Raw genomic sequence first — 26382 nt, forward strand, 5'->3', positions numbered from 1 at the left:
ACGTAGTCAATCGCATTAAGGGGCTGGCACCAGTAGTATGTGATTTTTCACTGTCGTTCAAAATGACAAATAATTATTGTAATTTGTCATTCCGACAACGGAGGAAATCGAAGATTCGACGTAGTCAATCGCATAACCTTAAGAAAATAACCAATATGATTGAATTTAATGAAGGGTATCATACATATTACGTATATATTATCACTAATAAATACCGTTCTACCTATTATATAGGTGTGACAAATAATTTAAAAAGAAGGTTAAATGAACATATACAAAATATTGAGAATGGAACTAAAACATTTGCGTCTAAGTATCAGTTGAAATACTTAGTGTATTATGAGAAGTTTTCTTGGGTACAACAAGCAATTGCTAGAGAAAAGGAACTGAAAGGATGGCGAAGAGAAAAGAAATTAAACTTAATTCGTTCTTCTAACAATAAATTTGAGTTTTTAAATGCACATTTTATAGAAAGTAATACATAGTAATTTGTTATTCCAACGAAGGAGGGATCTCATTAATTTTGCGAAATTGCGGCAATTCAAATTACAGTGTATGGATGCCTGCCTGCCCAGGCATGACATTCGTTTAGATTGTTGGATGACGATTAAACCATGCAACTATTTTTAAAACAAGTACGTCTTTTTTTAAAAGTCGCTCAACTAATTTTAAAAGTTGCTCAACTAATTTCAAAAGTCGCTCGACTAATTTTAATAGTTGCGCAACTATTGACGAAATAGGTAATAAGTATGAACACTAGTTTTAGTATAGCGCAAAAAAAAGCGATACCCTAGAGTATCGCTTTTAGCTAGTTACCTGTTACAAATCAGATAACGATTTTTCAAATATGATTGTTTAAGAATCCATTTGAAAATCGATGTGTGAAATTTGTTTTGTAAACTCTTTTGAGGGTCTAAATCGCACATTTAAACCTTTAATTTGAGATATATGAAACGCTTCTTTAGATATAGCTGTTTCACTGGTAATGGTACTTCTAAAAGTTCCAAAATCTCCCAATTTAATAATTTTACCATTGGCAATTTCATCGGGGATTATTTGTAATAACCCTTCTAAAACAGCCATTGCATCCATACTACTAACCGTACTTTCTCTACTGATTCTTTTAGCAAAGTCACGTAACGTTAATGTTTCCTGCTTTATTTTAACTGGTAAAAACTTGTTTTGAGCAGCTAAATCCTGAGGATTTACCTGTTCTTTTAAAATATATTTTATCATTTTAATTATTTTAACATGTATAACTTTTATAGAGGTAGTTATACCTACACCTCTTCCTTTTTACGCTTACCTATTAATACCAATTAAACATTAAAATGCCACTTATAAATTGTTTCTTTTTTCCTTTATCCGTGTTAAATTTTTAAACCATAACTATTGCTATGATTGAAAATTTTGCCTTCATAAAGAAAAAAATAATTCAATTTATGTATGCACCATTTCAAAATTTAATTGGTATAACACCTTCCGCCAGAAGTGAATTCACTACGATTTTAGTGGTATTCAATTGTAATACATACAATTACAATGTGTTTCTTTTATAAATTAGATCATACCGTTACCGTATTCATAACTAGTTTGTTATGAATTAATTTTTTATGTTAAAAAATTTGGTAAGCTAAAAGAAGTGTCTTAAATTTGTAATGTGAAAAATACAAATAATGCTTCTTTTTAGCATTACCACTAAATATAAAGTTCTAAAGTTACAGCTTTAGAACTTTTTTTGTTTCTATAACATTTATATTAAATGTTATTTAGGAAATACGTTAACTTTTATTTCCAAGGTCACTATGTCAAGTTGTTGCCAACATTTAACAATGCTAAATTAATAAGTATTCATAACTTTTTCGGTTTTCATTAAATTACTTAATAACATTTTTCTGTTGAAAAGTTATTTTTTTTAATTCAACATGGTTTTTTTGGAAAATGTTATGTGAAGCGTGAGAGGAACGTCATTCTCAGCTCGACTGGGAATCTCAAGATTTAGAAGTAAAAAAGACAGATTTCCAATCAAGTTGGAAATGACGAAAAGGAGTTTGTTTTTTGAAAATTTACGTAATTTTCAATAAGAAAGAAACGTCATTCTCAGCTCGACTGGGAATCTCATTATAATAGTGCTTATAGAAATGAAAGGGTACTTGCAAGTTTATTTTAAATCCAATTAAACAATTACACAATCTTAGCATAGTTACCCACGTTATAAAATTATATCTTTGTCCTAAACATTTGAAAATTCTTAAGTTTGCCAAATGTTACTAATTAAAAAACAACCTTGAACAACTTAAAACAAAAAGCACTATCTGGCGTATTTTGGACAGGCTTGCAGCAATTTAGCACGCAAGGTATTAGCTTTGTAGTTTCTATTATATTAGCAAGATTGTTACTTCCGGCAGAGTTTGGTCTGATTGCTATGCTTGGAGTTTTTACAGCAGTTGCATGGGCTTTAATGAACTCAGGGCTTGGTTCATCTTTAATCCGAACCGATAATCCAACACAAGAAGATTATTCAACGGTTTTTTTCTTTAATTTAACTGTAAGTGTAATTTTATATTTAATATTAGTATTTACAGCTCCATACATAGCAGGCTTCTACAAGCAGCCAATGTTAATAAGCATTGTGCGCTGGAATAGCCTTAATTTTATTATCAATGCATTTGGAATGGTGCAGTTGACGCGTTTAACCAAACTGATGGATTTTAAAACTCAATTAAAAATATCCATTCCTTCAATTATAATATCAGGTGCTGTTGGTGTAAGTATGGCTTATATGGGATATGGGGTGTGGAGTTTAGTATGGATGGGTATTGTGCAAAATTTCACGAGCACTATTCAGTTATGGTGGTATTCTAAATGGAGTCCTACCTTTTTATTTAATAAAGATTTGTTTTTCCACCATTTTAATTTTGGTTATAAATTAACGCTGTCCGGTATTTTAGATGGAATTTTTTCACATATATACACTATTGTAATTGGGAAGTTTTTTGCACCAGCTTTGGTTGGATATTTTAATAGAGCACAAAAATTAAGACAGTTACCCGTATCTAATATTGCTGCCGTTTTAAATAAAGTAACCTTTCCATTATTTGCAGAGTTAAAAAACGATAATATACGTTTAAAAAATGCTTTTAAAAAAATTATGCAAGTGGTGGTGTTTATAGTTGCTCCTATTTTATTGGTTATGGCAGCTTTGGCAGAACCGTTGTTCCGCTTTTTATTTACAGAAAAATGGTTGCCTGCTGTACCGTACTTTCAAATCTTATGTTGGAGTGGCATTTTATACCCTATACACACTTATAATTTAAACATATTAACAGTAAAAGGCAGAAGTGACCTATTTTTAAAATTAGAAATTGTAAAAAAAGTAATGATAACTGTAGTTATTGTTATTTCATTCCAATTTGGTATTTATGGACTGCTGTATGGTAGTGTTCTAACGTCTGTATTGGCTTTTTTTATCAACACGCATTATTCAGGGAAGTTTATAAACTATTCGGCTTGGGAACAAACAAAAGACATACTGCCAATTATACTATTGGCAGCTTTTAGTGGTGGTTGTGTATATGGGTTTGACATGTATTTACAACAGATGAGCACCTTTGATATTTTTCGTTTACTTTTTGGGGGTTTGTTAGGTGTAATAATATACCTATTTTTGGCGTTCCTATTTAAAATGACGGCAATTACAGAATTAAAAAAATTGATATTTAATAGATGATTAATGTAACCAAAGCCTTTTTTCCGCCTATTGAGGAATACCAACTGCAACTGCAACGTATTTGGAACAACCAATGGATTACCAACCGCGGGGAATTGGTACGTGAATTAGAAACAAATTTAAAGGAATACCTACAAGTTTCGCATATATTATGTACCAATAATGGTACAATACCTTTACAAATAGCCTTAAAATTATTAGGGAACAATGGAGAAATTATCACTACACCCTTTAGTTATGTAGCATCAACATCTACCATTGTTTGGGAACATTGCACACCTGTTTTTGTAGATATTCACCCTACCTATTTAACCATAGACGAAACCAAGATTGAAGCAGCCATTACCCCTAAAACAACCGCTATTTTAGCAACGCATGTCTTTGGAAATCCTTGTAATGTGGAAGTTATTGAAGCCATAGCAAAAAAACACCAGTTAAAAGTAATTTACGATGCCGCACATAGTTTTGGAGTAAGCTATAAAGGAAACTCACTTTTTAATTTTGGAGATATTAGTACCTGTAGTTTTCATGCCACAAAAATATTTCATACTGGTGAAGGTGGTGCCTTATTTTGCAATAATAAAGACTATCAACTGCAAAGCTTTTACAGCCATAATTTTGGACATAAAAGTGCTACCGAATTTTATGGGATGGGAATTAACGGGAAACTTTCCGAATTACAAGCAGCTATGGGATTGGCAGTATTGCCATATATGCCTACAATATTGGAGGGCAGAAAAAAAGTGGTAGACTATTACAATACACACCTCGACTTTTCGAAAGTTACCACCTTAAAAATACGTGAACATACAAATTGGAATTACAGCTATTATCCTGTTATTTTTAAAGATGAAAAAACTTTATTAAAAGTGCAAAAAGCATTAAATGAAATTCAAATATTTCCAAGACGTTATTTTTACCCATCGTTAAATACCTTAAAGTATGTGGATAGTAAAAAAATGCCAGTTTCTGAACGTATTGCAGAGCGTATTTTGTGTTTGCCATCGTATTACGATTTGAGTGAAAGTGAATTAAAAATGATATGCGATTTAATATAAAAAAATGAAATCTGTTTTAATTTTTTCCGGAAATAATGATAGAGCAATAATTGCATTTTGTAGATATGCAATGCTTAATAATATAAGTTTTAGTATTGTTACTAATGGTGGAAATGATCTTATATTTAATACGGCATTTAAAAGAAACGTGATTTGCACAAGAGAGTTTAATAAACTTAGTATTGAAAACATTCTTTTTTATGTTGAAAATATTAGAAAGAATTCTGGTGTAGATACAGTATTTATTCTTCCTTCAACAGAATATTTAAACAGGTTTTTAATTAATCATAAAACTGCTTTAGAACAAAATAATATTGATACAGGTTTATGTGGAAAAAAATTATATGAATTAATTTCAGATAAATATTCTTTTAGCGAGAAATGTAAAGATTTTAAAATTGATGTTCCAAAAGAATTTGATGAGTTTCCCAAGGCTTATCCATATATTATTAAGCCGAAATTATATAAAACAACAGAAAGTAAAATTGATAAACCTACAATTATCACTAGTAAAAAAGATTTAAAAAAATATTGGAAAGATAAAGATCTAAAAGATTATTACTTACAGGAATATGTTGAGGGAAAAAGCATCTATTTACTCTATTATTTTTCTAAAGATGGAAATTATGATGTATTTTCTCAGGAAAATTTAATTCAGCAATACAATGGAGGCTCTATGGTTTTATGTAAATCATCCAATTATCATTTAGAAACTATTTCTGAAAAATTTGGAGAACTATTTACATCATTAAATTTTAGCGGTTTAGTAATGGTTGAGGTCAAATTACACAATAATAAATTTGTAATGATTGAGGCTAACCCAAGATTATGGGGACCTTCACAACTTATTCTTGATGCTGAAATGAATTTGTTTGATAGTTTTGCTTTAGATAATGAGTTGCTCAAAAATGTAAAAAAGAGAAATTATAAAAAAGATGTTTGGTATTTTTGGAGTGGAGGAATAGTAGATACATTATATAATAAGCAGGAATTAACCTATTATAATTTTAAGAAGAAGTATTTTATAACAAATTATCAAGAAATTCTTAAAAATGAAATATTTTTAAAACCAGACACCTTAAATATATATTTAAAACAAAATAAATTAAATGAACAAGAAAGAGAAATTAATTAAATTATACCAACAAAATAGTAAGCATTCAAATTATCAAGTAATACCTGCTGTCTTAAAAGGAATTATTCCTGAGGATGAAATAAATGTAACATCGAGATTTGAAATAGAAAGAATGAGTTTTCTGAAAAATAATATTGATTTTACAGGGAAAAGAGTGTTGGATATTGGTGGTAATACAGGCTTTTTCTCTTTCGAAAGCATTGAAGCTGACGCATCTCATGTAGATTATATTGAGGGGAACTCAGCTCATGCTAATTTTGTTAAAGAGGCTTCAAGCTACTTAGATAAAAATATTGAAGTATATAATAGCTATTTAGATTTTGAATCTGATTTGCCAAATAATTCTTATGATATAGTATTGTTATTTAATGTACTGCATCACTTTGGTGATGATTATGGAGATAAAAGTGTTTCTGTAGAACTTGCAAAAGCTAAAATGATTGATAGTATAAATTATTTTAGTGGTAAAACGGACTATTTAGTTTTACAACTTGGTTTTTGTTGGAAGGGAGACAGAAATTCTTTGTTATTTGAGAATGGAACAAAAAAAGAAATGATAGATTTTGTTTCGGAAGCTATAAAAGATAAATGGAAAATTGAAGTAGTTGGAGTTGCAGAAGAATTTGAAGAGAAAACAGCTTATCACCCTCTAACTAATGAAAATATTATAAGAAAAGATGCTCTTGGAGAATTTAGAAACAGACCAATTTTTATTTTAAAACCTTATAAATTTGAACAAGAAACCTCTCGTTAGTATTAGTTGTATAACCTACAATCATGTAAATTATATAAAACAGTGTTTAGATGGTTTTTTAATGCAACAAACTAGTTTTGATTTTGAAATATTAATACATGATGATTGTTCAGATGATGGTACAAAAGAAATTATTGAAAATTATGTAGAAAAATATCCAAATTTAATAAAGCCTATGTATCAGGCTAAAAATCAATACAGCCAAGGAGTAAGAGGTATTATGGCTCGGTTTAATTTTCCAAGAGCCAAAGGCAAATACATAGCCTTATGCGAAGGCGATGATTATTGGACAGACCCTTTAAAATTACAAAAGCAAGTAGATTTTTTGGAGGCTAATGAGGAGTATAGCCTTTGTTTTACTGCAAAATCTAATATAGATAGTAAAGGAGTTTTTATTAATGAAGCCAGATATGGACATCAAAAAACATGGACAGCTGAAGATGTTTTAAATGGAAGCTTTATAGCACCTACACAAACGATTGTTTCTAAGAATTTATCACATGAATTTAGTCAGTTTTGTGGTCAATTGCCAAATAGAACTGGAGGGGATCGGCTCTATACTTATTTTTATGCTTTAAAAGGTAAATTAAAGTATATAGATGCTAATACTGCCAATTATAGAATCCATGGTGGCGGTGTTTGGTCTGGATTAAATGATAAACAACAACTAATTGCTCATATAACACAGCATAATAATTTTTTAAAGGTTGTTAAAAAAGATAGCACACATTATAATGAATTAAAGAGAGACATGTTTCGGGTTATTATTACAAAATTATATTTTAGTTTTTTTAATAATCCTTTAAAAACAATGAATCACTTATTTTTTGTTTTAATGAAGTATAAAATAGGACCGATAGTTTTTTTATTATCTGGAAAAGATTTTTCAGTATATTATATGAAACTATTGCAATCGAAGTTTAAATTGAATAAAAAATAAAGAATTAGAAATGAATACTACCCCAAAAGTTATTGACAGTGTAGTAAATAATAACCTTTGTATTGGTTGTGGTATGTGCGTTTATAAATGTCCATCAAATGCATTAGAAATGCAATGGAATGAACATGGTTTTTTAATTCCTAAAGTCATAGAGAATTGCGATTTAAATGGTGATTGCTCAGATGTTTGTCCGTTTAATCCATTTCCAAAGGATGAGGTGAAGTCTGAAGACGAATTAGCAAAAATATGCTTGCCAAATAGTACTCAATTTCATAAAAAAATTGGAAAATTCGAACGTATTTATGCGGGTTATTCTAACGAGTTTCGTTTATCATCTTCTTCGGGAGGGCTGGCAACTTATATTTGTGCGGAATTGCTTGAGAAAAAACATGTTGATCATATTTTCTCTATAAAAGAAGCGTCAAAACCTGGTACGCATTACGAGTATGCTATTAGCAGTAGTAAATCCGATTTATTAATAGCATCTAAAACTAGATATTTTCCTGTAACATTAGCAACGGTGCTTTCAGAAATAGATAATTTGGAAGGTACAGTTGCCATTGTTGGTATTGGCTGTTTTATTAAGGCTATTCGTTTGGCACAACATTCTGAACCTAAGCTAAAAGAAAAAATACCTTTTTTAATTGGTATTATTTGTGGCGGTGTAAAAAGTAGTTTCTTTACCGAGTATTTAGCATCCAAAATGGATATAGAAGCAAGCAATATTCAAAAACCTCAATTTAGAAAAAAAGATATTACTAGCACTGCAAATGATTACTCGTTTTCTTGTTCCGATGCTGATAACGAAGAGAAATCTATAAAAATGCGTATTGTTGGAGATATGTGGGGTACAGGGCTTTTTAAAGCAAATGCATGTGACTTTTGTGATGATGTAACAACCGAACTGGCTGATATTTCTTTAGGTGATGCTTGGCTTGATCCTTATTATAAAGATGGAAAAGGAACAAATGTAGTTGTAACACGCTCGTTAGTGGCAGAAAATTTAATCAAAGAAGGCATTAGAAATAACGATTTAGCTATGGATTTGTTGCCGCTTGAGAATTTTTTAGCATCGCAACAAGGTAGTTTTAACCATCGTCATAACGGAATGGCAGCAAGAATTGAAATTGCAAAAAACAATAAGCAATTAGTGCCGCCAAAAAGATATGAGCAAGAAAAATTAACCATTGATTTTAAATTGGTTCAAAAACAACGCATGCAAGTAAGAGCAAGAAGTTTGGCTATTTGGAAAAAGAACCCCGATGCAAAAAGCTTTGATAAGCAAATGGAAAAACCGTTGGATCGCTTAAAATTTCTCACCAAAATTTACCATAAAAGAAGAAGATTTACACATTTAAAAAATAGATTAATTGAAGAAATAGGGAAACGCATTTTTTCTAAAAACAAAATGAAATGAATGACTCTATTGAAAGTAGTATGAATAAATATTTAAGTGTAATTTTACATAATTATAATACTTTAGATAATTACTTAATATAATCTATTCTTCAAAAGGAAAGTTATGATAAAATTAACAGTTTTTACTCCTGCATACAATAGAGGGTATATAATTGAGAAGCTGTACCGTTCACTTCAAAGACAAAGCGTTTTTGACTTCGAGTGGCTCGTTATAAATGATGGTTCTACGGATAACACCGATAATTTATTTCAAACTTGGTTGAAAGAAGATAACAAGTTTCCCATACGTTACTACAAACAAGAGAACCAGGGTTGTTTGGCGGGTTTCAATTTAGGAGTAGAGCTTGCAAAGGGAGAATACCTATCTAAAATTGATTCTGATGATTATGTTTCAGATGATTGTGTTGAACTTCTAATTAAATGGCTTACTACAATAATAGACAACAAGGATGTATATGCAGTTGGAGGCATGCGAGGTACTGTAGATGGTAAACCATTAAAGGGTATTGGGGAATGGCCTTTAATAGATAAGAATACGGGATATGTAGATATATATGACTATGAGAGAGCTCAATACAATCTTAACGCAGATATGACTGAAGCTTGGAAAGTTTCAGTATTAAAACACTTCCCATTTCCTGTGTTTGAAGGTGAATGGCAGGCTCCACAAGAAATAGTTTTCAATGATATTGCTCTTGCAGGTCACAAAATTAGATGGTTTCCTAAAATTATATGTATTTGTGAATACCTAAATGATGGCATTACAAATAACAGGTTATTAGCACAAAAAATGAACCCTTTAGGATATTCATTGTTATGGAAATCTAAGGTAAAGTTAAAAATATCATTTGTAAGAAGACTTTATTGTTTATGCCAGTCTGGAGCATTTGCTTTATATAGTGGGCAGCCAAAATACATTTGGATAGATAATAATCATAAATTCCTATCAACACTATTATTACCAGTAAGTTTTCTTCTCTTTCTAAGACGTCGAAAGCAGTTTAAAAATTGCTAGAAAGGTTATTATATAAAAAATAAGCATTGAAGAAACAAATTAAAATAAATGATTTTAAGACTGTATGAATAATTATTTAAGTGTAATAGTACCAGTTTATAATGTTCAAGAATATTTACATAATTGTATTGATTCAATTATAAATCAAACATTTCATCATTTAGAGATTATACTCGTTAATGATGGTTCTACAGACACATCGCCTCAAATTTGTGATGCTTATGCAAAAAAAGACGCACGTATTAAAGTTATTCATCAAAAAAACACAGGAGTATCAGTAGCAAGAAATAAAGGTATTGAGGTAGCTACAGGTAACTATATAACTTTTGTAGATAGTGATGATTGGCTAGAATCTACTATGTACGAAACTATGTATACTGCAGCTCTGTTAAAACAATCTGCTGATGTTGTTATGTGCGATTTTACGAACATTAAAAAAGATTCAAAAGAAAAAATTAGTACAAACATTCGTACAGGATTTTATACAAAACAACAAATAATAAAAGAATTATACCCCACATTATTGGTTACAGAAACATTTGGTAGGCTACCTATTATTTCAGCGTGTACTTGTCTTTTCAAACATTCACTTTTAATAAATAATAATATACGTTTTGATGCTGCTCTAAGATACTCCGAAGATTATCTTTTTATGGCAGCTATAATTACGAAAGCCAATTCTTTTTATTATTTAAAGGATAATTATTTTTATAACTATTTACAATATGAGGAATCTCGTTCAAAGAAATATCAACCAGCTTGGTGGGAAAATTTAAAATATTTAAATAAAAAGCTAGAGCAACTTCTTAAAGATAATACAGCATATAATTTTACAAGACAATTAAAATTACAACTGTTGCATTCGGTGCTTTTTATTTTAAATAGTATTTGTAATAATGGTACTATGAGTACTATAAAAAAAATAAAAGCAATCCGTTTTATATTAAAGGAGCAGGAGCTAAAAGCAGCTTTTTATAATTTAAAATTAGATAAACAGCCTAAAAGTTTAAAATTAATACTTTATTTTATAAAAAACAACATGGCTTTTTCTTATTTATTTGTTCAACGTACCATATCGATATTAAAAAATGGGTAAAATTTTAATACTTAATAACGACTTAAATATTGGTGGTATTCAAAAAAGTTTGATTGATTTTTTAGAATATCTAGTTGGTCAAGGGCACAAAATAGATTTACTTCTTTGGCAAAAAGGAGGAGTGTTAAAAGATTGTATACCATCAGCTGTTCATATAATGGAACAAGAATATGCGGCTACGTGGGGAGGTATAACTGAAGAAAAAAAATTTTTAAAAAAAATTAAACTTTTAACCATATACTTGAAGTTTAATTTTTATGCTAAAATAATTAAGAAACCTTGGCTTTTCTACCCTAAAATAAAAGAACATTATCATAAAGTAGTGGTGTATAGTGAAAATGGATATCCTCGTTTTTATGCCATTGATAATGTTTCTGCCGATAAAAAATATTTGTGGTATCACCATGGGGCTTATAATTATACTGGTGATAGCTATAATTTAAATAAAGAATATTATGGGCGTTTTAATAAAATAGTGACTGTTTCTTCTGCAAATAAAAAAATGCTGTTAGAACATTTTCCTGAATACAGCAAAAAGTTTTTTGTAGTTCCTAATATTATTAATGTAAAAGAAGTTATTTTAAAATCTAAAGTGAACGTATTAGATTTTAGTAATATTGAAGGTGTATTAAATTTTGTTACTGTTAGTAGGTTTTCAAAACCAAAAGGGATTGATTTAGCTATTGATATTGCAACAGAACTTAAAAAACAAGGTCTAAAATTTAAATGGTATTTTTTAGGTGATGGAGATACTTTTTTAGAAATAAAAAAAACGATAGAACAAAGGAGTCTTGAAAAAGAATGTATTTTATTGGGAAATAAAAAAAATCCGTATCCATATATGAAACTTGCAGATTTATATATACAAACTTCTTATGTAGAATCACAATCAATTACTATTTATGAAGCCTTAGCATTAAAAAAAATAATTATCACTTCTAATTTACCAGTTCTGAATGATGCATTGCAATATGGCAAGTTAGGCGTTTTGTGTACTATAGATACAAAGGGGTTTGTTGATAAAATTAATTTTATACTGCAAAACAATTCTGTTAAAAATAAATTAGAAGAAGCTGTTAGTAAGCATGTAGTTTGCAATGAAAGCACATACCAGGCAATAAATAAATTATTTGAATAACTTTAAACAAATGAAGAAAGTAGGAATAATTACATTGTTTGGATATAATAATTATGGTAACAGGTTACAGATGTATGCTACACAAAAGGTATATAAAGATTTGGGGTTTGAGTCTGAAATAATAAAATACAAACAAGAAATAACATATAAAGATCCTTTTATTATAAGATTGAAAATACTTGTAAGGTATATCTTATTTTTAAGAACGAATGTAGTAATCACTTTTTTGAAAAAGTTGAGAATCAAGAATTTTAAAAAACATGCTAAAAAATATTATTCAGAATCAAAAAAATATGTAGATCCATTAAATATTGACGCTACATTTCATAAAAGCTATGCTTTTTTAAGTGTAGGAAGTGATCAAATTTGGGGTTGGTTTAATTATAATATTGCAGATTTAATTTTTTTGCAGTTTACACCAAAAGAGAAACGGATTACTTTTTCTCCAAGTTTTGGAAGTGCTATTATAGCTGAAAAATATTCAAAAATATATGCACAAGGTTTAGAGGGTTTTAATAATATAAGTGTTCGCGAATCGAGTGGTACTACAATTATTAAAGAATTTACAAATAAAGAAGCAACCGTACTTTGTGATCCAACAATGTGTGTTTCAAAAGCTGATTGGTTAACATTTGCTACCAGTCATAAAAAAAAGCCTACTAAAAAATACATACTTACTTATTTTTTAGGCGAAAAGTCGCCCAAAGTAGTAAGTTTAATAGCTGAACTTTCTAAAGAATATGAAATTATAGCATTAAATTCGTTTAATGCACCAAAGTATTATGCAATTACACCATCGGAATGGGTAGATTATATAAATGATGCAAGTTTATTTTTAACGGATTCATTTCATGGGGTAGTTTTTTCAACAGTATTACAAACACCATTTGTTGTGTATAGCAGAGTTGGAGGGGAAAGCATGCAAACTAGAATTAGCCATATTTTAGAGAAATTTAATATGGAAAACAGGTTTGAAATAAGCGAAAATACTGCATCTTTATTTATAATTGATTTTTTAAAAACTGAAGAAATTATAGCTATTGAAAAATTAAAGGTGTATGCATTTTTAGAAGAGTCAATAAGGTAAAAGATATTAAAGGCAAGTATAATAAAGAACCTTATTATGAGAAAGAATACTTCAATTTATTAAATTATAGTTACTCTGTTAATAGTAATTGTAGAATAATTTTTTAATATATGACAATTAGAAAGAACATAACTTTTAATACACATAATGATATTTAATTCCTTCGAATTCTTTGTTTTCTTACCAATTGTTTTTGTTTTATATTGGTTTGTATTCAATAAAAAGTTAAAATGGCAAAACTTACTATTATTGGTTACAAGTTATATATTTTATGGTTGGTGGGATTGGCGTTTTCTCTCGTTAATTGTATTTAGTTCATTTATAGATTTTCATTCAGGGCTTCAAATTGTAAAAGCACATACTAGAACGATTAAAAAACGTTGGTTGACTTTTAGTATATTCGTGAATTTAGGGTTTTTAGGTGTTTTTAAATATTATAATTTTTTTGCAAATTCATTATATGAAGCTTTTTTAAGTGTTGGTTTTGAAATTGATGTGTTTACATTAGATATTGTCTTACCTGTCGGTATTAGTTTTTATACATTTCAAACAATGAGTTATACTATCGATGTATATAGGAATAAATTAAAACCAACTACCGACCCAATCGCATTTTTTGCTTTTGTTAGTTTTTTTCCTCAATTAGTAGCTGGACCTATTGAGCGTGCAAACAATTTATTACCACAATTTTATAAATTTAGAAAATTTGAATATCATAAAGCGGTAGATGGTTTACGCCAAATATTATGGGGGTTGTTTAAAAAGGTAGTCGTAGCTGATAATTGCGCAAAAGTTGTGAATCTGGTATTTAATAATTCAGAAGGTTTTAATGGAAGTTCTCTATGGATAGCCGCAGTTTTTTTTGCTTTTCAAATTTATGGTGATTTTTCTGGATATTCAGATATCGCTATTGGTACTTCACGTTTATTTGGTTTTAATTTAAAACAAAATTTTGCATTTCCGTATTTTTCAAGAGACATTGCAGAATTTTGGAGGAATTGGCATATTTCATTATCTACATGGTTTCGAGATTATGTATATATACCTTTAGGTGGTAGTAAAGGAAATATTTGGAATAGGATTAGAAACACATTAATAATATTTACTGTGAGTGGATTTTGGCATGGTGCAAATTGGACTTTCATAGTTTGGGGAATAATAAATGCTATTTATTTTTTACCATTGCTTTTGCTAAAAAGAAATAGAAAAAATACAAATGTAGTTGCCGAGAATAGTTTTTTTCCAAATTGGAAAGAACTGTCACAAATGTCGTTTACTTTTTTTATTACTATAATTGCATGGGTGTTTTTTAGAGCAAACACAATTAAAGATGCATTTGTTTATATTAGACGATTATTTTTGGAAATGTCATTTCAATTTCCTCAAGTAGCCTTAAAACCAATTGCATTTATTGGACTCCTACTTATAATAGAATGGTTGAATAGAAGAAATAAACACGGCTTAGTATTAGATGCTATAAGAGCACCTATTTTACGATGGGGAATTTACTTTTTTATTCTAATTGTAATTTTATTTTATGCGGCTCCATCACAAGAATTTATATATTTTCAGTTTTAAAAAATGAAAAAAATTTGTAGAAAAATAACACTTTTTATTATTTTGGTAGTTTCCTTTATTACGGTTCTATTAAATTATTATGGAGGTTATATTGATCCATTTTATGAAAAATTTACCACTCCAAAACAATTTTCAATGATTTTGGGAGACTCAAGAGCTATGCAGGGAATTCAACCTAAAGTATTGGACTCAAACTTAAAAGAAAGTAATTATAAATTGCCTATATATAATTTTAGTTTTACAATTAAGCAAGCAACTTATGGTGCTAGCTATTTAAATGCCATTAAACGAAAGTTAGATACTACATTTAATAATCAATTATTCGTTGTAACTGTTAACCCTTGGATGTTAGCGAACCGTACACCTAAATTATTGGTAGAGTCAGATTCAATAATTATGAATGAGCCACCTCATAATATTACTAATATGACTATGAAACCTAATATTGAATATTTTATAAAAAATTTTAGGTTTTTTAATTTTAGAGGGGTTTTTAGTAAAAACAATAAATTACATAAGGATGGCTGGTCAGAAATACATATAGATGATTGGCTAGAAGAAAACAATTTTCCAAAAAATAAAGAAATATTTTTAGAAAGGAAACATAATCAAATGTCTCTATTTGGTAATTTTGCAAAAAGATGGAATACCTCGAAATATCGTTTAAATTGGTTGGAGAAAACAATAGTATATTTACAACAGTATGGTAAAGTATTTGTTGTTAGAATGCCAATTGATAAGGAAATTTTAGAAATCGAAAATGAGTTTTGGAGTGATTTTGATATTGAGATAGATAATATTTCTAAAAATACACAAATAGACTACTTTAATTTTTCTAATAATACTTGGAGCACTTATGATGGGCAACATTTGGATAAATTTGGAGGGAAATCATTTGCGGAGCGGTTAAGTGAATTAATTAAGAACAATTAACCCTAGTTTACGTTATTAAAATAGGTGCTTACATCTTTATTAAATCGGATACGAAAGCCAATAATTATGAGGAACGTATTACTATTAATGTAATTTTTTAAATAAAGTTTAGGTATTTTTGGAAAAAATAAATAAACACTGCGCTAAGTGTAGTAGATGAAACCTATAATGAAAAAATGAGACTTCAATTGAAATAAATTAGTTCATGAAAATTTTATACATCACAAACGGTATTAATGGTTCTGGAGGCTTAGAACGTGTATTGGCGGTAAAAGCAAGTTATTTAGCAGATATATTAGGTTATGAAGTAGCTATTTTAACATTAAACAATGGACATAACCAACCATTCTATAAGTTTAGTACTAAAATTAAACTCCATGATATTAAAGTAGTTGGAAATCTATTTAATTATATTTTAAGTTATAGAAAGGGTATTAAAAAGGTATTAAAAAATATAAAACCAAACGTTATTTCAGTATGTGATGATGGATTTAAAGGCTTATTATTTCCAGTATTGTTTGGCAAAAGTATACCCGTTATTTACGAGCGGCATGTATCGAAGCAAATTGAAAATAAAAAGGACGACATATCTATTGTTCAAAGTTTAAAAACAACATTAAAATTTGGTTTAATGAATTTTGGAGCAACTCAATTTCATAAATTTGTGGTGTTAACAAACGGAAACTTAAAAGAATGGAAAGAATTAAATAATATAGACGTAATTCCAAACCCATTACCTTTTAATAGCTTAGAACAATCTGCACATACTAATAAAAAAGTATTGGTTGTAGGGAAGCAATCCTATCAAAAAGGGTATGACAGATTGTTGGCTGTTTGGAGCTTGGTTTCTAAGAAATATCCAGATTGGAAATTGGAAGTGTATGGGAAATTAAACCCTGAACTTGGTTTAGAAGCAAGAACAAAAGAACTTGGTATTGATACAAATGTGAAATTCTATCCTCCTGTTGAAGACATTCAGGAAAAATATAAAGAAGCCTCAATTTATATTATGACTTCACGTTTTGAAGGTTTTGGTATGGTGTTAATTGAAGCGATGAGTTTTGGGGTTCCTTGTGTTGCATTTGATTGTCCACATGGCCCATCCGATATTATTCAAAATGGAGAAGATGGATTTTTGATTGCTAATGGAGATATTGATACATTTGCATTTAAATTAATGGATTTAATGGAGAATAAATCATTAAGACAGCAATTAGGAACTAATGCAATAGACCATGTTCATAGATTTAATGTAACTGAAGTTGTAAAAAAATGGGATACTTTATTTAAATCTCTTGTACACTTAAAATGAAAAAGGTAGCAATATTTGTTGATCAATTACATACACATGGTGGTATAGAAAAATTGGTGGCTATTAAAGCCAATTATTGGGCTACACAATTTAAGTTTGATGTAAGTGTAGTTAGTACCGAAAATAAAAACCAACCATTAATTTATGAATTGGATTCTAAAGTTCGCTTTGTAGATTTAAAAATAAACTATAATCGGTTAAAAAGTTATTTTTCATTTCTTAATTTAACATACTTAATTGTTAACAGCTTAAAGATTCAAAAATACATTTTAAAAGAAAAGCCAGATTTTATTGTAGTAGCATCACACATACCAATAACTTATATATTACCTTTTTTAATACTTAGAAAAACAAAAATTATAAAAGAGTTCCATTTTACTAAATATTTTTATACTAATAAAACGAAAGGGATTAAATTAAAACTATTGAATTTTATTGAGGCAAGATATGATAAGTTAGTAGTGCTAAGTAACGAGGAGTCTATGTTTTATAAATCGCAAAATGTTGAGGTAATACCCAATCCTGTTATAATTAATTCAAACCAACAACTAAATAAAAGAGCAAGTAAAGAATTGATAGCAGTGAGTGTAGTTCGTTTTGCTCCAGTAAAACGCTTGGAAATTTTGGTTGAAATATGGGGTCAGTTTTCTAAGGTAAACTCAAATTGGAAATTGCTGATTTATGGTACTTTAAATAATTTATATGCCAATGAAATTGTTGAATTGGTAAAAGCAAAAAAGTTAGAACACTGTATCATCTTTATGAATGAATCATCTCATGTTTTGAATGATTTAAACAAATCCAGAGCAGTTTTAATAACTTCGGAACAAGAGTGTTTTCCAATGGTTATATTAGAAGCAAATTCAGTAGGAGTACCCGTTATAGCATTTGATTGCCCTACGGGTCCCCGTAATATTATTACTAATAATTTTGATGGTATTCTAGTTGAAAATAATAACATAGAAAGTTTTGTGAATACCTTAAATAAGTTTAGTTCAATACCAGAATTACAGGATATCTTAAGTACAAATGCACTTCAAAATGCAGCTAAATTTGCTTTGGATGATATAATGAATTTATGGAATTTTAAAATTTTTAATAGTTAATGTGTATGAAAATCTTATATTTTTTTGGTCAAATATTGTTTTTGCCTCATTTATTATTATTTCTATTTTCTAATAATAAAGTTGTTATAATTCAAGATTTATATGCAAGAAAAGCGGTTGTTAATAAAGGGGTACATTTAGGATATGATTTAACATTAGAGTTGTTAACCAATCGCTATTTTAGAACTTTATTTTATTTTAGAACACACAGTTTTTTTTCAAAATTATTACGTGTTTTTTATCCAAAACATCCTAGTTTTACAATTGATATTCATACTAAAATAGGAGGTGGACTAAAATTGGCACACCCTTACGCAACAATTATTAATGCTGAGGAGGTTGGAAGTAATGTTTATATAAATCACTTAGTTACCATTGGAGATAAGGAAGGTAAAAGACCAAGTATAGGTAATAATGTTCAAATACATGCAAATGCTATAATAATTGGAAATGTAAAAATTGGTGATAATGTGATTATAGGTGCAGGCTCAGTTGTAATTAAAGATGTACCCAAAAATGCTATTGTAGCCGGTAACCCAGCTAAAATAATTAATAAATAATGATTTTTAATTCCATAATACCGTTGCCTTTTTATACGCCATTATTTTATAATGCCCTATTATTAATAATTGTATTCGCCTTTTTAAAATTGCAAACCAAGGGTTATGTTATTCATAATAATTCAAAAAAGGAAACGGCTTCATTCATTTTATTGATTGCGATAACCTTGTATATGGGCTTACGGCCAATTAGTTTTGCTTTTGGAGACATGGGTATTTATGCAAAATATTTTAGAGAATTCGCCAATGGTGCTGAAATAACCAATACTAAAGATTATTTATGGCGCTTATTTATGAAGTTTTGTAGTAGTATTATGTCTGCGCAATACTTTTTTTTACTCTGTGCCATATTGTATGTAGTCCCTTTATATAGCGCTGCAAAAAAATGGTTTGGAACGGATCGCTATTTTATTTTTTTAATGTTGATTGCTTCTTTTTCTTTTTGGGCTTATGGTACAAATGGCATTCGCAATGGGATAGCTACTTCATTTGTTATTTATGGGCTTTCTTTAACTAAAAATAAGTACCTTAAATATGGTGTTTTTTTAATTGCTTATTTAATTCATGGAAGTGTTATAATACCCATTGCAGCTTATGTACTAACCTTATACCATCACAATACCCGTCATTATTTAATTGGTTGGTTATTAGCCATACCTTTATCAATAGCATTGGGTGGCTTTTGGGAAAGCTTATTTGCATCTGTGGGTTTTGGAGGAGATCGTTTAACCTATTTAACAGATGATCGATTTGCAGAACAATTTTCAAAAGTTGGTTTCCGTTGGGATTTTTTACTCTACAGCGCAGCTGCAGTTTATGCTGGGTACTATTTTATATTTAAGAAAAATTTTAATGATAAATTGTACCACCAATTATTTAATATTTATGTAACAGCAAATGCTTTTTGGATTTTGGTAATCCGTTCCGGTTTTTCAAACCGCTTTGCCTATTTATCATGGTTTTTAATGGCTGTTATTATTTTTTATCCGTTTTTTAAACAACGTTTTTTTTTAAAGCAACAAAAGGTATTGGCATATACGGTACTAATTTATTATGGATTTACGTATTATATGACTTTATAAATGAAAAAGGTAACCGTTTTTACACCCACATATAACCGCGCATTTTGTTTGCATCAGATATACAATAGTTTGGTAAATCAAACTAATACAGATTTTTGTTGGCTTGTTATTGATGATGGTTCTACAGATACTACCAAAGAATTAGTAGCATCTTGGATAAATGAAGGTAAAATAGCAATACAGTATGTTTTTCAAGAAAACCAAGGAATGCATGGAGCACATAATACAGCTTATGAACTTATAAAAACAGAGTTGAATGTTTGTATAGATTCAGATGATTATATGACAAACAATGCTGTTGAGCTTATCTTAAATAAGTGGAAATCTGTTTCAAATAAAGAAAAAATTGCTGGAATTGTGGGGTTGGATGTATTTAAAAATGGTGAAATTGTTGGTAAACAGTTTCCGAAACAATTAGTGTTTAGCTCACTTTCTAATATTTATAACAAGTATAATGTTACGGGAGATAAAAAATTAGTGTTAAGAACTGATGTGGTTAAAAAATATCCAAAATATCCAATTTTTAATGGAGAGCGTTTTGTGCCATTAGGAACCTTGTATTTAATGATTGACCAAGAGTATCAATTGGCCTGTTTAAACCAAGCATTATGTGTGGTTGAATATTTACCAGGTGGATCATCAAATACTATTTTTAAACAATACAAATTGAATCCCAAAGGGTTCCGTTATGCAAGAACGTTAGAGTTAAAGCATGTACATGATTTCAGAACTAAAATTAAAAAAACGTTACATTTTATATCATCCACATTGTTTATTGGTGACTATCAATTTTTTAAAAACAACCCAAAAAAAGTACTTACCTTTTTGTGTTTACCTTTAGGATTTTTGTTTCATTTATACATTGTTTTTAAAAGTAAAAAATGAAGGTACTTCAAGTAATAAACAGTTTAAATACAGGCGGTGCGGAAAAATTATTGTTAGAAACCTTGCCTTTATATAATAAAAAAGGAATAGCTATGGACTTGTTAGTACTTGATGGAGCAAATTATCCTTTTTTAAAAACGTTAAAAAAACGACAATGCTGTAAAATATATAGTTTAACAAATAAAAGTATTTATAACCCTTTCCTTATTTTTAAAATTATACCTTACTTTAAAAAATACGATGTAATTCATGTGCATTTATTTCCAGCCTTGTATTGGGTGGCTATTGCGAAAGTACTAAGCTTTAGTAAAGCTAAAATTATTTACACCGAACACAATACAACAAATTCACGTCGCAGCTCAGCTATATTTGGGTTAGTTGATAAACTTATTTATAAAAAGTATTCAAAAATAGTTACTATTGCCAAGGAAGTTGATTTAAATTTAAGAAGCCATTTAAATTTTAAACCTTCAAAATTTAAATTAATAAATAATGGTATAAACCTTGAAAAATATAATAATGTAACCCCATATCCTAAAAATAATTTTTTTACAGAATATGATAAAATTTTATTGCAAGTATCAAGTTTTACAGAACAAAAAGATCAAGCTACTTTAATTAAAAGTCTAACAGAATTACCTGACCATATAAAGCTATTGTTGGTTGGTGAAGGGGAGTTAAAACCTGAATGTGAAGCTTTGGTGAAAAAGTTACAATTAACATCTAGAGTACAATTTTTAGGGGTAAGAATGGATGTGCCACAACTTTTAAAAACAGCAGACATAATAATTTTATCATCTCACCATGAAGGGTTGTCTCTTTCAAGTATTGAGGGTATGGCATCAGGAAAACCATTTATAGCATCTGACGTGTCAGGCCTTACAGATGTTGTTAAAGGTGCAGGGTTATTATTTCCAGTTGGAGATGAAAAAGCTTTAGCAAAACATATTAGAATGTTGCTTAACGATGAGAATTATTATAACCAAGTGGCTTATGCTTGTTTAGAGCGTTCAAAAAAGTATGCTATTGAAATGATGGTTAAAAAGCATATAGCATTGTATAAAACATTAGTACATAAAATTTGAATAAAAAAAACCTATACCAATTTTTAGAAAATACAGTATCGTTATTTTCGGTAAAAGTTATTGATTTAGCACTGACTATTTTATTAATACCTTATTTAATATTAAAAGTAGGGATTGTAAATTACGGCAAATATGCTTTTGCCATTTCTTTGGTATTATTTTTAGTAAATATTACCAATTATGGTTTTAATTTAGAAGCCGTAAGAGTATTGGCTAAATACAATGATGATTCTAAAAAAATAAACACATTATTTAATGAGGTTTTTTCGGTTAAATTATATTTAACGGGGGCTGCCTTATTGGCTTTAGCAGTTTTAGTGTTAATAGTACCTGGTTTTAGAATGTTTGCATTGGTGTATGTTTTTGCTTCCTTAATGCTGTTAGCCGATTTATTTTCCCTGCGGTGGTTTTTTATGGGTATTGAGAAAATGAAATACATACCCGCTATTAATTTAGGGGCTAGTTTAATTTATGTAGTGTTGGTGTTGGTATTTATTCAAAAACCGAAAGATTATGAGTTTATTATCTTCTTAGAAAGCATAGGGTTACTTATTGTAAATATGATAAGTTTTTTATTTGTAGCTTTAGAATATAATGTAAAAATACAGTTGTTGTCTTTTAAAAAAGTAAGGAGGTATTTAATTTTAAATTGGAGTTCTTTTATAAATTTATTTATTCCATCAATGCTCTCTAATATGGCCGTATTCTTGGTTGGGGTATTTAGTATTCCAGCAAATGTTAGTATTGTACAACTGGGTGTAAAGGTTGCAAATGGTTTTACTACAATAAACGCGGTGCTTACCAAAGTTTTTTATGCCATGGTAAACCGTAAAGTACAAATACTGCGTAAATCGTTTAGTGTAATTTTAGGAATTGGTATCCTATTATCTATTTGTATGTTTATAAGTGCAGATGTATTTATTGGTCCTTGGTTAAAAATTGAAGACGCAACTATAGAGCAACAGATAAGTTTTATTATTAAAATTTTAAGTCCAACACCTTTTTTTATGGCTGTAATTTCTGCGTATGGTATTAACGGATTATTGGTATATGGAAAAGATAAATTATTTGGATATATTACGTTAATTTCAACGCTATTAAGTTTAATAATAGGCCTTATTTTAATACCTAAATATACGTACCTTGGAGGCGCACTATTTTTACTAGCAGCTAGAGGCTTATATGCTATAGGTTCCTTTATCATGTTTAATAAAAAAAGAATCTTTAAATCAAAGAATTAAAACACAACATAATTAATTTTGAAACCTACGCTGTTAATCATAAATATAGATAAAATTTTAGTAATTACGTTAGCATTAATTTCTGCGGCTATTATTTTTTATAATTCGGGCGTTCAATATAGTTTTAGCGTATTACTAATGTTTTATACCATTTGTATGTTAGCATTGTATGGTGTTTTTTTATCAAAAGATCAATACTCATTTAGTCTAAATAAAGTATTTAACATATTTTATTTTTTCTTTTTTGGTTTAGCACCAGCAGTGCAATATAAATTTGAAAACTCATTTTTTAATGCTCCTAAATTTAGTGAAGCAGATTACCTAAAGGGAGGTGCTATATTATTAATTGTTTTAATTTTATACCTACTATTATATAAACTTGGTCACAGCTTTTATCTTAATAAAATAAGGGAATCATCTATAATCGAAACTATAAATGAGCCACTTTGGTGGTATTATTTAGCAGCAATTGGGGCATTACTTCTAACAATAATTATTGTAAAATTTAATTTTGAAGTGTTGTTTTTAAGACCACCTGCCAATTTTCTTAAACTCAATACAAATTTTGGTTTGGTTGGATATTCGGTGTTATTAATTGTTAGAGCAGTTTCTATAATTATTTTGTTAAGATATTTGTTAATTGGTGGTAGCAATTGGAAGCATATTATTTTACTTGGAGCAATTGCTTTACTTACGGCATTTCCATTTTCATTATCAAGAGGTATAGCAGCTGCCTATTATATTCCTTTTATTGTTTTTTTAAATCCTATAAAAAAATCAAAATATTACTATGCTAGTTGTTATTTTTTGGGAGTATTTTTAATTTTTCCGCTGTTAAATATATTTAGAAATGGGAATAACCATCTTTCTTTAGGAGTAGCAGCATTTAAAACGGGGCATTTTGATGCCTTTCAAAATTTTTTATTACTAATTAATGAAGAAATTATAACTGGAGGTAGACAGTTGTTGGGAGCGTTGTTATTTTTTGTTCAAGATTCAACGTGGTTTACAAAACCATTAGGCACTGGTACATTATTGGCAACAACATTAAATTTTAACCATATAAATGTAGCAATGCCTTATTTTGGGGAAGGTTATGCTAATTTTGGTTATGTTGGAATTGCTTTGTTCTTAGTACTTATTGTAATTTTAAACGCTTATTTAGATACAAGTTTCCATAATAAAAAGCAATCACTGTTTATAAAAACAGGATACTTATTTTTATTGGGTTTCGAGTTTTATTTATTGAGAGGTGATTTAAGTAGTTCAGTTAAAAAAGGAACTAGTTTTTTATTAGCTTTAATTTTAGTACATTTTTATATAAAAATAATGAATAAATTAACAGTAGTATCTTCAAGAAAATTAAATGAATGAAACCAAAACTCATTAGAATAACAACAGTACCAATATCTTTAGATAAGCTTATAGAAGGTCAGTTGGCTTTTATGAAAAGCTATTATAAGGTGTTAGCAGTGAGTTCTAGTGGTGAAACATTAACACAGGTTGCCAAAAAAGAGGGAGTTCGCGTTGTACCAATTGAAATGTCTCGTGCAATAACCCCGTTTAAAGATATAAAGGCTGTTTGGCAATTGTATAGATTATTTAGAAAAGAACAACCTTTTATAGTGCATACGCATACCCCAAAAGCAGGTATTGTTGGGATGTTGGCAGCCAAATTGGCCAATGTTCCTATTAGATTGCACACAGTAGCTGGAATGCCATTACTGGAGGCAACAGGAATAAAACGAACAATACTGAATGTAGTTGAAAAATTAACCTATAGTTGCGCTACCAAGATATATCCAAACTCAAAGGGTTTAGAACAACTTATTATAGCACATAATTTTACTAAAACTTGTAAATTAAAAGTGTTGGCAAATGGTAGTTCTAATGGTATTAACACCTCACATTTTAATCCACAGTTATATACAAACACACAAAAGGAAGCCCTAAAACAACAATTAGGAATTGCTGCAAACGATGTTGTTTTTATTTTTGTGGGCAGATTGGTGGGCGATAAAGGAATTAATGAGTTAGTACAGGCGTTTAAGGAGTTAACGGTGAACAGTGAACAGTTTGCAATGTGCAGCGAGCAGCTAACAGCTAACAGCCAACAGCCAACAACCAAGCTCCTCCTAGTAGGTTCTTTAGAAACGGAGTTAGATCCTTTATTGCCAGAAACACTGCACGAAATTATTACCAATAAAAATATTATATCAGTTGGTTATCAGCAAGATGTACGTCCTTATTTTGCAATTTCTAAGGTGTTGGTATTTCCAAGTTATAGAGAAGGTTTTCCAAATGTTGTATTACAAGCTGGCGCTATGGGCTTGCCTAGTATAGTTAGCAATATTAACGGCTGTAATGAAATTATTTCAGAAGGAGAAAATGGTTGGATGATTCCTGCAAAAAAATCCATAGCTATTAAAACGGCTATGGAACGTGTATTGTTAGATAGTAAATTATACACAAAAGCAGCAGGCAATGCAAGGCGTATGGTACAGGACCGCTTTGAACAGCAAGTAGTTTGGGATGCAATTTTAGAGGAGTATCGGTTGTTGGAGGAGTTTGTACGTGAGACGTGAGAAGTGAAGTGTGAGACGTGAGAAGTCTTTCGTGAAACGTCTTTGTGAAGGGGTGTTTGAAATGCAATGAAAAACACGACTGTGGCAATCTGTTACAGTATAGTTACAGATTACTTCACTCCATTGCATTCCGTTCGTAATGACGGTAGAGATTGCTTCTTATCCTCACTCCAAGCAATAACGGCATGAAAATAAACACTATATTTAAAAATGAAAAAAAGTTATGTTTATTTTATGACTAATAAAAATAATACAGTTATTTATATTGTTGTTACAAGTAATTTATTGAAAAGAATATTTCAGCATAAGCATAAAATTTATAAAGGATTTACTTCAAAATTCAATGCAGATAAATTAGTTTATTTTGAAGAATTTGAAGATGTCACACTTGCAATATCAAGAGAAAAACAACTAAAATCGGGGAATAGAAAACGTAAAGAACAATTAATTTTTGAAATGAATCCAAATTGGATTGATTTATCTGAGGATTGGGTATTAAATGAATAATGTAGTACACGTCATTGCGAGGGAGGAACGACCGAAGCAATCTCTTGAACAGGCCTTGTAATGTTGATTTGGTTCTAAAGTAACAGATTACTTCGTCGCTGCGCTCCTCGCAATGACGGTGGCAGATTGCTTCACT

Annotated in this window: 24 protein-coding genes; 23 read left to right on the plus strand and 1 reads right to left on the minus strand. The window is 29.4% G+C overall.

All coding sequences use genetic code 11. From position 1 onward, the window contains the following. The first annotated feature begins 155 nt into the window (after positions 1-155). Entirely contained in the window at positions 156-485 is a 330-nt protein-coding gene (locus IEW75_RS15350; protein ID WP_134247595.1) for a GIY-YIG nuclease family protein, read from the plus strand. A gap of 370 nt (positions 486-855) precedes the next feature. Here the strand turns inward: IEW75_RS15350 and IEW75_RS15355 are convergent, their stop codons facing one another. Continuing rightward, positions 856-1236, minus strand: coding sequence for an HU family DNA-binding protein (locus IEW75_RS15355; RefSeq protein WP_134247596.1), 381 nt, complete (start codon positions 1234-1236; stop codon positions 856-858). A 1051-nt stretch (positions 1237-2287) separates the two neighbouring features. On the opposite strand from IEW75_RS15355, the gene IEW75_RS15360 reads away from it, so the two are divergent. The 22 genes from IEW75_RS15360 (at position 2288) to IEW75_RS15465 (ending at position 26246) form a co-directional block, all read left to right on the plus strand. Continuing rightward, positions 2288-3730, plus strand: coding sequence for a lipopolysaccharide biosynthesis protein (locus tag IEW75_RS15360; protein WP_134247597.1), 1443 nt, complete (start codon positions 2288-2290; stop codon positions 3728-3730). Continuing rightward, the gene (locus IEW75_RS15365) at positions 3727-4788 is read left to right on the plus strand and encodes a DegT/DnrJ/EryC1/StrS family aminotransferase (protein WP_134247598.1); all 1062 of its coding nucleotides are present in this window, start codon (positions 3727-3729) and stop codon (positions 4786-4788) included. Before IEW75_RS15360 ends, IEW75_RS15365 begins: the two co-directional genes overlap by 4 nt. A 4-nt stretch (positions 4789-4792) precedes the next feature. Next, positions 4793-5923 carry an ATP-grasp domain-containing protein gene (locus IEW75_RS15370; RefSeq protein WP_134247599.1) on the plus strand — a complete coding sequence of 377 codons (1131 nt, stop codon included), beginning with the start codon at positions 4793-4795 and terminating at the stop codon, positions 5921-5923. Further along, positions 5898-6677, plus strand: a complete 780-nt coding sequence (locus IEW75_RS15375; protein WP_134247600.1) for a class I SAM-dependent methyltransferase — start codon at positions 5898-5900, stop codon at positions 6675-6677. Before IEW75_RS15370 ends, IEW75_RS15375 begins: the two co-directional genes overlap by 26 nt. Beyond that, complete coding sequence (locus IEW75_RS15380; protein WP_134247601.1) at positions 6655-7617, plus strand: glycosyltransferase family 2 protein; 963 nt, start codon at positions 6655-6657, stop codon at positions 7615-7617. Before IEW75_RS15375 ends, IEW75_RS15380 begins: the two co-directional genes overlap by 23 nt. Positions 7618-7627: 10 nt before the next feature. Next, positions 7628-9034: a Coenzyme F420 hydrogenase/dehydrogenase, beta subunit C-terminal domain gene (locus tag IEW75_RS15385; RefSeq protein WP_134247602.1), complete on the plus strand. Its 1407-nt coding sequence runs from the start codon at positions 7628-7630 to the stop codon at positions 9032-9034. A 105-nt stretch (positions 9035-9139) separates the two neighbouring features. Next, positions 9140-10051 (plus strand): glycosyltransferase family 2 protein, encoded by a 912-nt coding sequence (locus IEW75_RS15390; protein ID WP_134247603.1) that lies wholly within the window; start codon positions 9140-9142, stop codon positions 10049-10051. A gap of 64 nt (positions 10052-10115) precedes the next feature. Then, a complete protein-coding gene (locus tag IEW75_RS15395) occupies positions 10116-11147 on the plus strand; it encodes a glycosyltransferase family 2 protein (protein ID WP_134247604.1) in 1032 nt (343 codons plus the stop codon). Then, positions 11140-12285: a glycosyltransferase gene (locus IEW75_RS15400; RefSeq protein WP_134247605.1), complete on the plus strand. Its 1146-nt coding sequence runs from the start codon at positions 11140-11142 to the stop codon at positions 12283-12285. The genes IEW75_RS15395 and IEW75_RS15400 overlap by 8 nt, the downstream gene beginning before the upstream one ends. A 10-nt stretch (positions 12286-12295) precedes the next feature. Next, the gene (locus tag IEW75_RS15405; RefSeq protein WP_134247606.1) at positions 12296-13372 is read left to right on the plus strand and encodes a polysaccharide pyruvyl transferase family protein; all 1077 of its coding nucleotides are present in this window, start codon (positions 12296-12298) and stop codon (positions 13370-13372) included. Between the two features lie 147 nt (positions 13373-13519). After that, positions 13520-14950, plus strand: coding sequence for an MBOAT family O-acyltransferase (locus tag IEW75_RS15410; RefSeq protein ID WP_134247607.1), 1431 nt, complete (start codon positions 13520-13522; stop codon positions 14948-14950). A 3-nt stretch (positions 14951-14953) separates the two neighbouring features. Continuing rightward, complete coding sequence (locus IEW75_RS15415) at positions 14954-15883, plus strand: hypothetical protein (protein ID WP_134247608.1); 930 nt, start codon at positions 14954-14956, stop codon at positions 15881-15883. A 205-nt stretch (positions 15884-16088) separates the two neighbouring features. Continuing rightward, a complete protein-coding gene (locus tag IEW75_RS15420; protein WP_134247609.1) occupies positions 16089-17195 on the plus strand; it encodes a glycosyltransferase family 4 protein in 1107 nt (368 codons plus the stop codon). Beyond that, the gene (locus IEW75_RS15425; RefSeq protein WP_134247610.1) at positions 17192-18301 is read left to right on the plus strand and encodes a glycosyltransferase; all 1110 of its coding nucleotides are present in this window, start codon (positions 17192-17194) and stop codon (positions 18299-18301) included. The genes IEW75_RS15420 and IEW75_RS15425 overlap by 4 nt, the downstream gene beginning before the upstream one ends. 5 nt (positions 18302-18306) lie before the next feature. Beyond that, positions 18307-18861, plus strand: a complete 555-nt coding sequence (locus IEW75_RS15430; protein ID WP_134247611.1) for a serine O-acetyltransferase — start codon at positions 18307-18309, stop codon at positions 18859-18861. Then, entirely contained in the window at positions 18861-19943 is a 1083-nt protein-coding gene (locus IEW75_RS15435) for an EpsG family protein (RefSeq protein WP_134247612.1), read from the plus strand. The genes IEW75_RS15430 and IEW75_RS15435 overlap by 1 nt, the downstream gene beginning before the upstream one ends. Continuing rightward, entirely contained in the window at positions 19944-20828 is an 885-nt protein-coding gene (locus tag IEW75_RS15440; RefSeq protein ID WP_134247613.1) for a glycosyltransferase family 2 protein, read from the plus strand. Continuing rightward, a complete protein-coding gene (locus tag IEW75_RS15445; RefSeq protein ID WP_134247614.1) occupies positions 20825-21913 on the plus strand; it encodes a glycosyltransferase in 1089 nt (362 codons plus the stop codon). The genes IEW75_RS15440 and IEW75_RS15445 overlap by 4 nt, the downstream gene beginning before the upstream one ends. After that, complete coding sequence (locus tag IEW75_RS15450; protein ID WP_134247615.1) at positions 21910-23154, plus strand: oligosaccharide flippase family protein; 1245 nt, start codon at positions 21910-21912, stop codon at positions 23152-23154. The genes IEW75_RS15445 and IEW75_RS15450 overlap by 4 nt, the downstream gene beginning before the upstream one ends. An 18-nt stretch (positions 23155-23172) precedes the next feature. Next, positions 23173-24528 (plus strand): O-antigen polysaccharide polymerase Wzy, encoded by a 1356-nt coding sequence (locus IEW75_RS15455; protein ID WP_134247616.1) that lies wholly within the window; start codon positions 23173-23175, stop codon positions 24526-24528. Next, a complete protein-coding gene (locus IEW75_RS15460) occupies positions 24525-25739 on the plus strand; it encodes a glycosyltransferase family 4 protein (RefSeq protein WP_134247617.1) in 1215 nt (404 codons plus the stop codon). Before IEW75_RS15455 ends, IEW75_RS15460 begins: the two co-directional genes overlap by 4 nt. 210 nt (positions 25740-25949) lie before the next feature. Further along, the gene (locus IEW75_RS15465; protein ID WP_134247618.1) at positions 25950-26246 is read left to right on the plus strand and encodes a GIY-YIG nuclease family protein; all 297 of its coding nucleotides are present in this window, start codon (positions 25950-25952) and stop codon (positions 26244-26246) included. The last annotated feature ends 136 nt before the right edge of the window (positions 26247-26382 follow it).

Origin of the sequence: Lutibacter litoralis, assembly GCF_014646675.1 — a bacterium.
Taxonomy (GTDB): Bacteria; Bacteroidota; Bacteroidia; order Flavobacteriales; family Flavobacteriaceae; genus Lutibacter; species Lutibacter litoralis.

What these genes read in the sequence shown, in the direction of transcription:
- IEW75_RS15350 (WP_134247595.1), top strand. Translation starts at nt 156, where the DNA reads ATGATTGAATTTAATGAAGGGTATCATACATATTACGTATATATTATC.
- IEW75_RS15355 (WP_134247596.1), bottom strand. Translation starts at nt 1,236, where the DNA reads ATGATAAAATATATTTTAAAAGAACAGGTAAATCCTCAGGATTTAGCT.
- IEW75_RS15365 (WP_134247598.1), top strand. Translation starts at nt 3,727, where the DNA reads ATGATTAATGTAACCAAAGCCTTTTTTCCGCCTATTGAGGAATACCAA.
- IEW75_RS15370 (WP_134247599.1), top strand. Translation starts at nt 4,793, where the DNA reads ATGAAATCTGTTTTAATTTTTTCCGGAAATAATGATAGAGCAATAATT.
- IEW75_RS15375 (WP_134247600.1), top strand. Translation starts at nt 5,898, where the DNA reads ATGAACAAGAAAGAGAAATTAATTAAATTATACCAACAAAATAGTAAG.
- IEW75_RS15385 (WP_134247602.1), top strand. Translation starts at nt 7,628, where the DNA reads ATGAATACTACCCCAAAAGTTATTGACAGTGTAGTAAATAATAACCTT.
- IEW75_RS15390 (WP_134247603.1), top strand. Translation starts at nt 9,140, where the DNA reads ATGATAAAATTAACAGTTTTTACTCCTGCATACAATAGAGGGTATATA.
- IEW75_RS15395 (WP_134247604.1), top strand. Translation starts at nt 10,116, where the DNA reads ATGAATAATTATTTAAGTGTAATAGTACCAGTTTATAATGTTCAAGAA.
- IEW75_RS15400 (WP_134247605.1), top strand. Translation starts at nt 11,140, where the DNA reads ATGGGTAAAATTTTAATACTTAATAACGACTTAAATATTGGTGGTATT.
- IEW75_RS15405 (WP_134247606.1), top strand. Translation starts at nt 12,296, where the DNA reads ATGAAGAAAGTAGGAATAATTACATTGTTTGGATATAATAATTATGGT.
- IEW75_RS15410 (WP_134247607.1), top strand. Translation starts at nt 13,520, where the DNA reads ATGATATTTAATTCCTTCGAATTCTTTGTTTTCTTACCAATTGTTTTT.
- IEW75_RS15415 (WP_134247608.1), top strand. Translation starts at nt 14,954, where the DNA reads ATGAAAAAAATTTGTAGAAAAATAACACTTTTTATTATTTTGGTAGTT.
- IEW75_RS15420 (WP_134247609.1), top strand. Translation starts at nt 16,089, where the DNA reads ATGAAAATTTTATACATCACAAACGGTATTAATGGTTCTGGAGGCTTA.
- IEW75_RS15425 (WP_134247610.1), top strand. Translation starts at nt 17,192, where the DNA reads ATGAAAAAGGTAGCAATATTTGTTGATCAATTACATACACATGGTGGT.
- IEW75_RS15430 (WP_134247611.1), top strand. Translation starts at nt 18,307, where the DNA reads ATGAAAATCTTATATTTTTTTGGTCAAATATTGTTTTTGCCTCATTTA.
- IEW75_RS15435 (WP_134247612.1), top strand. Translation starts at nt 18,861, where the DNA reads ATGATTTTTAATTCCATAATACCGTTGCCTTTTTATACGCCATTATTT.
- IEW75_RS15440 (WP_134247613.1), top strand. Translation starts at nt 19,944, where the DNA reads ATGAAAAAGGTAACCGTTTTTACACCCACATATAACCGCGCATTTTGT.
- IEW75_RS15445 (WP_134247614.1), top strand. Translation starts at nt 20,825, where the DNA reads ATGAAGGTACTTCAAGTAATAAACAGTTTAAATACAGGCGGTGCGGAA.
- IEW75_RS15460 (WP_134247617.1), top strand. Translation starts at nt 24,525, where the DNA reads ATGAAACCAAAACTCATTAGAATAACAACAGTACCAATATCTTTAGAT.
- IEW75_RS15465 (WP_134247618.1), top strand. Translation starts at nt 25,950, where the DNA reads ATGAAAAAAAGTTATGTTTATTTTATGACTAATAAAAATAATACAGTT.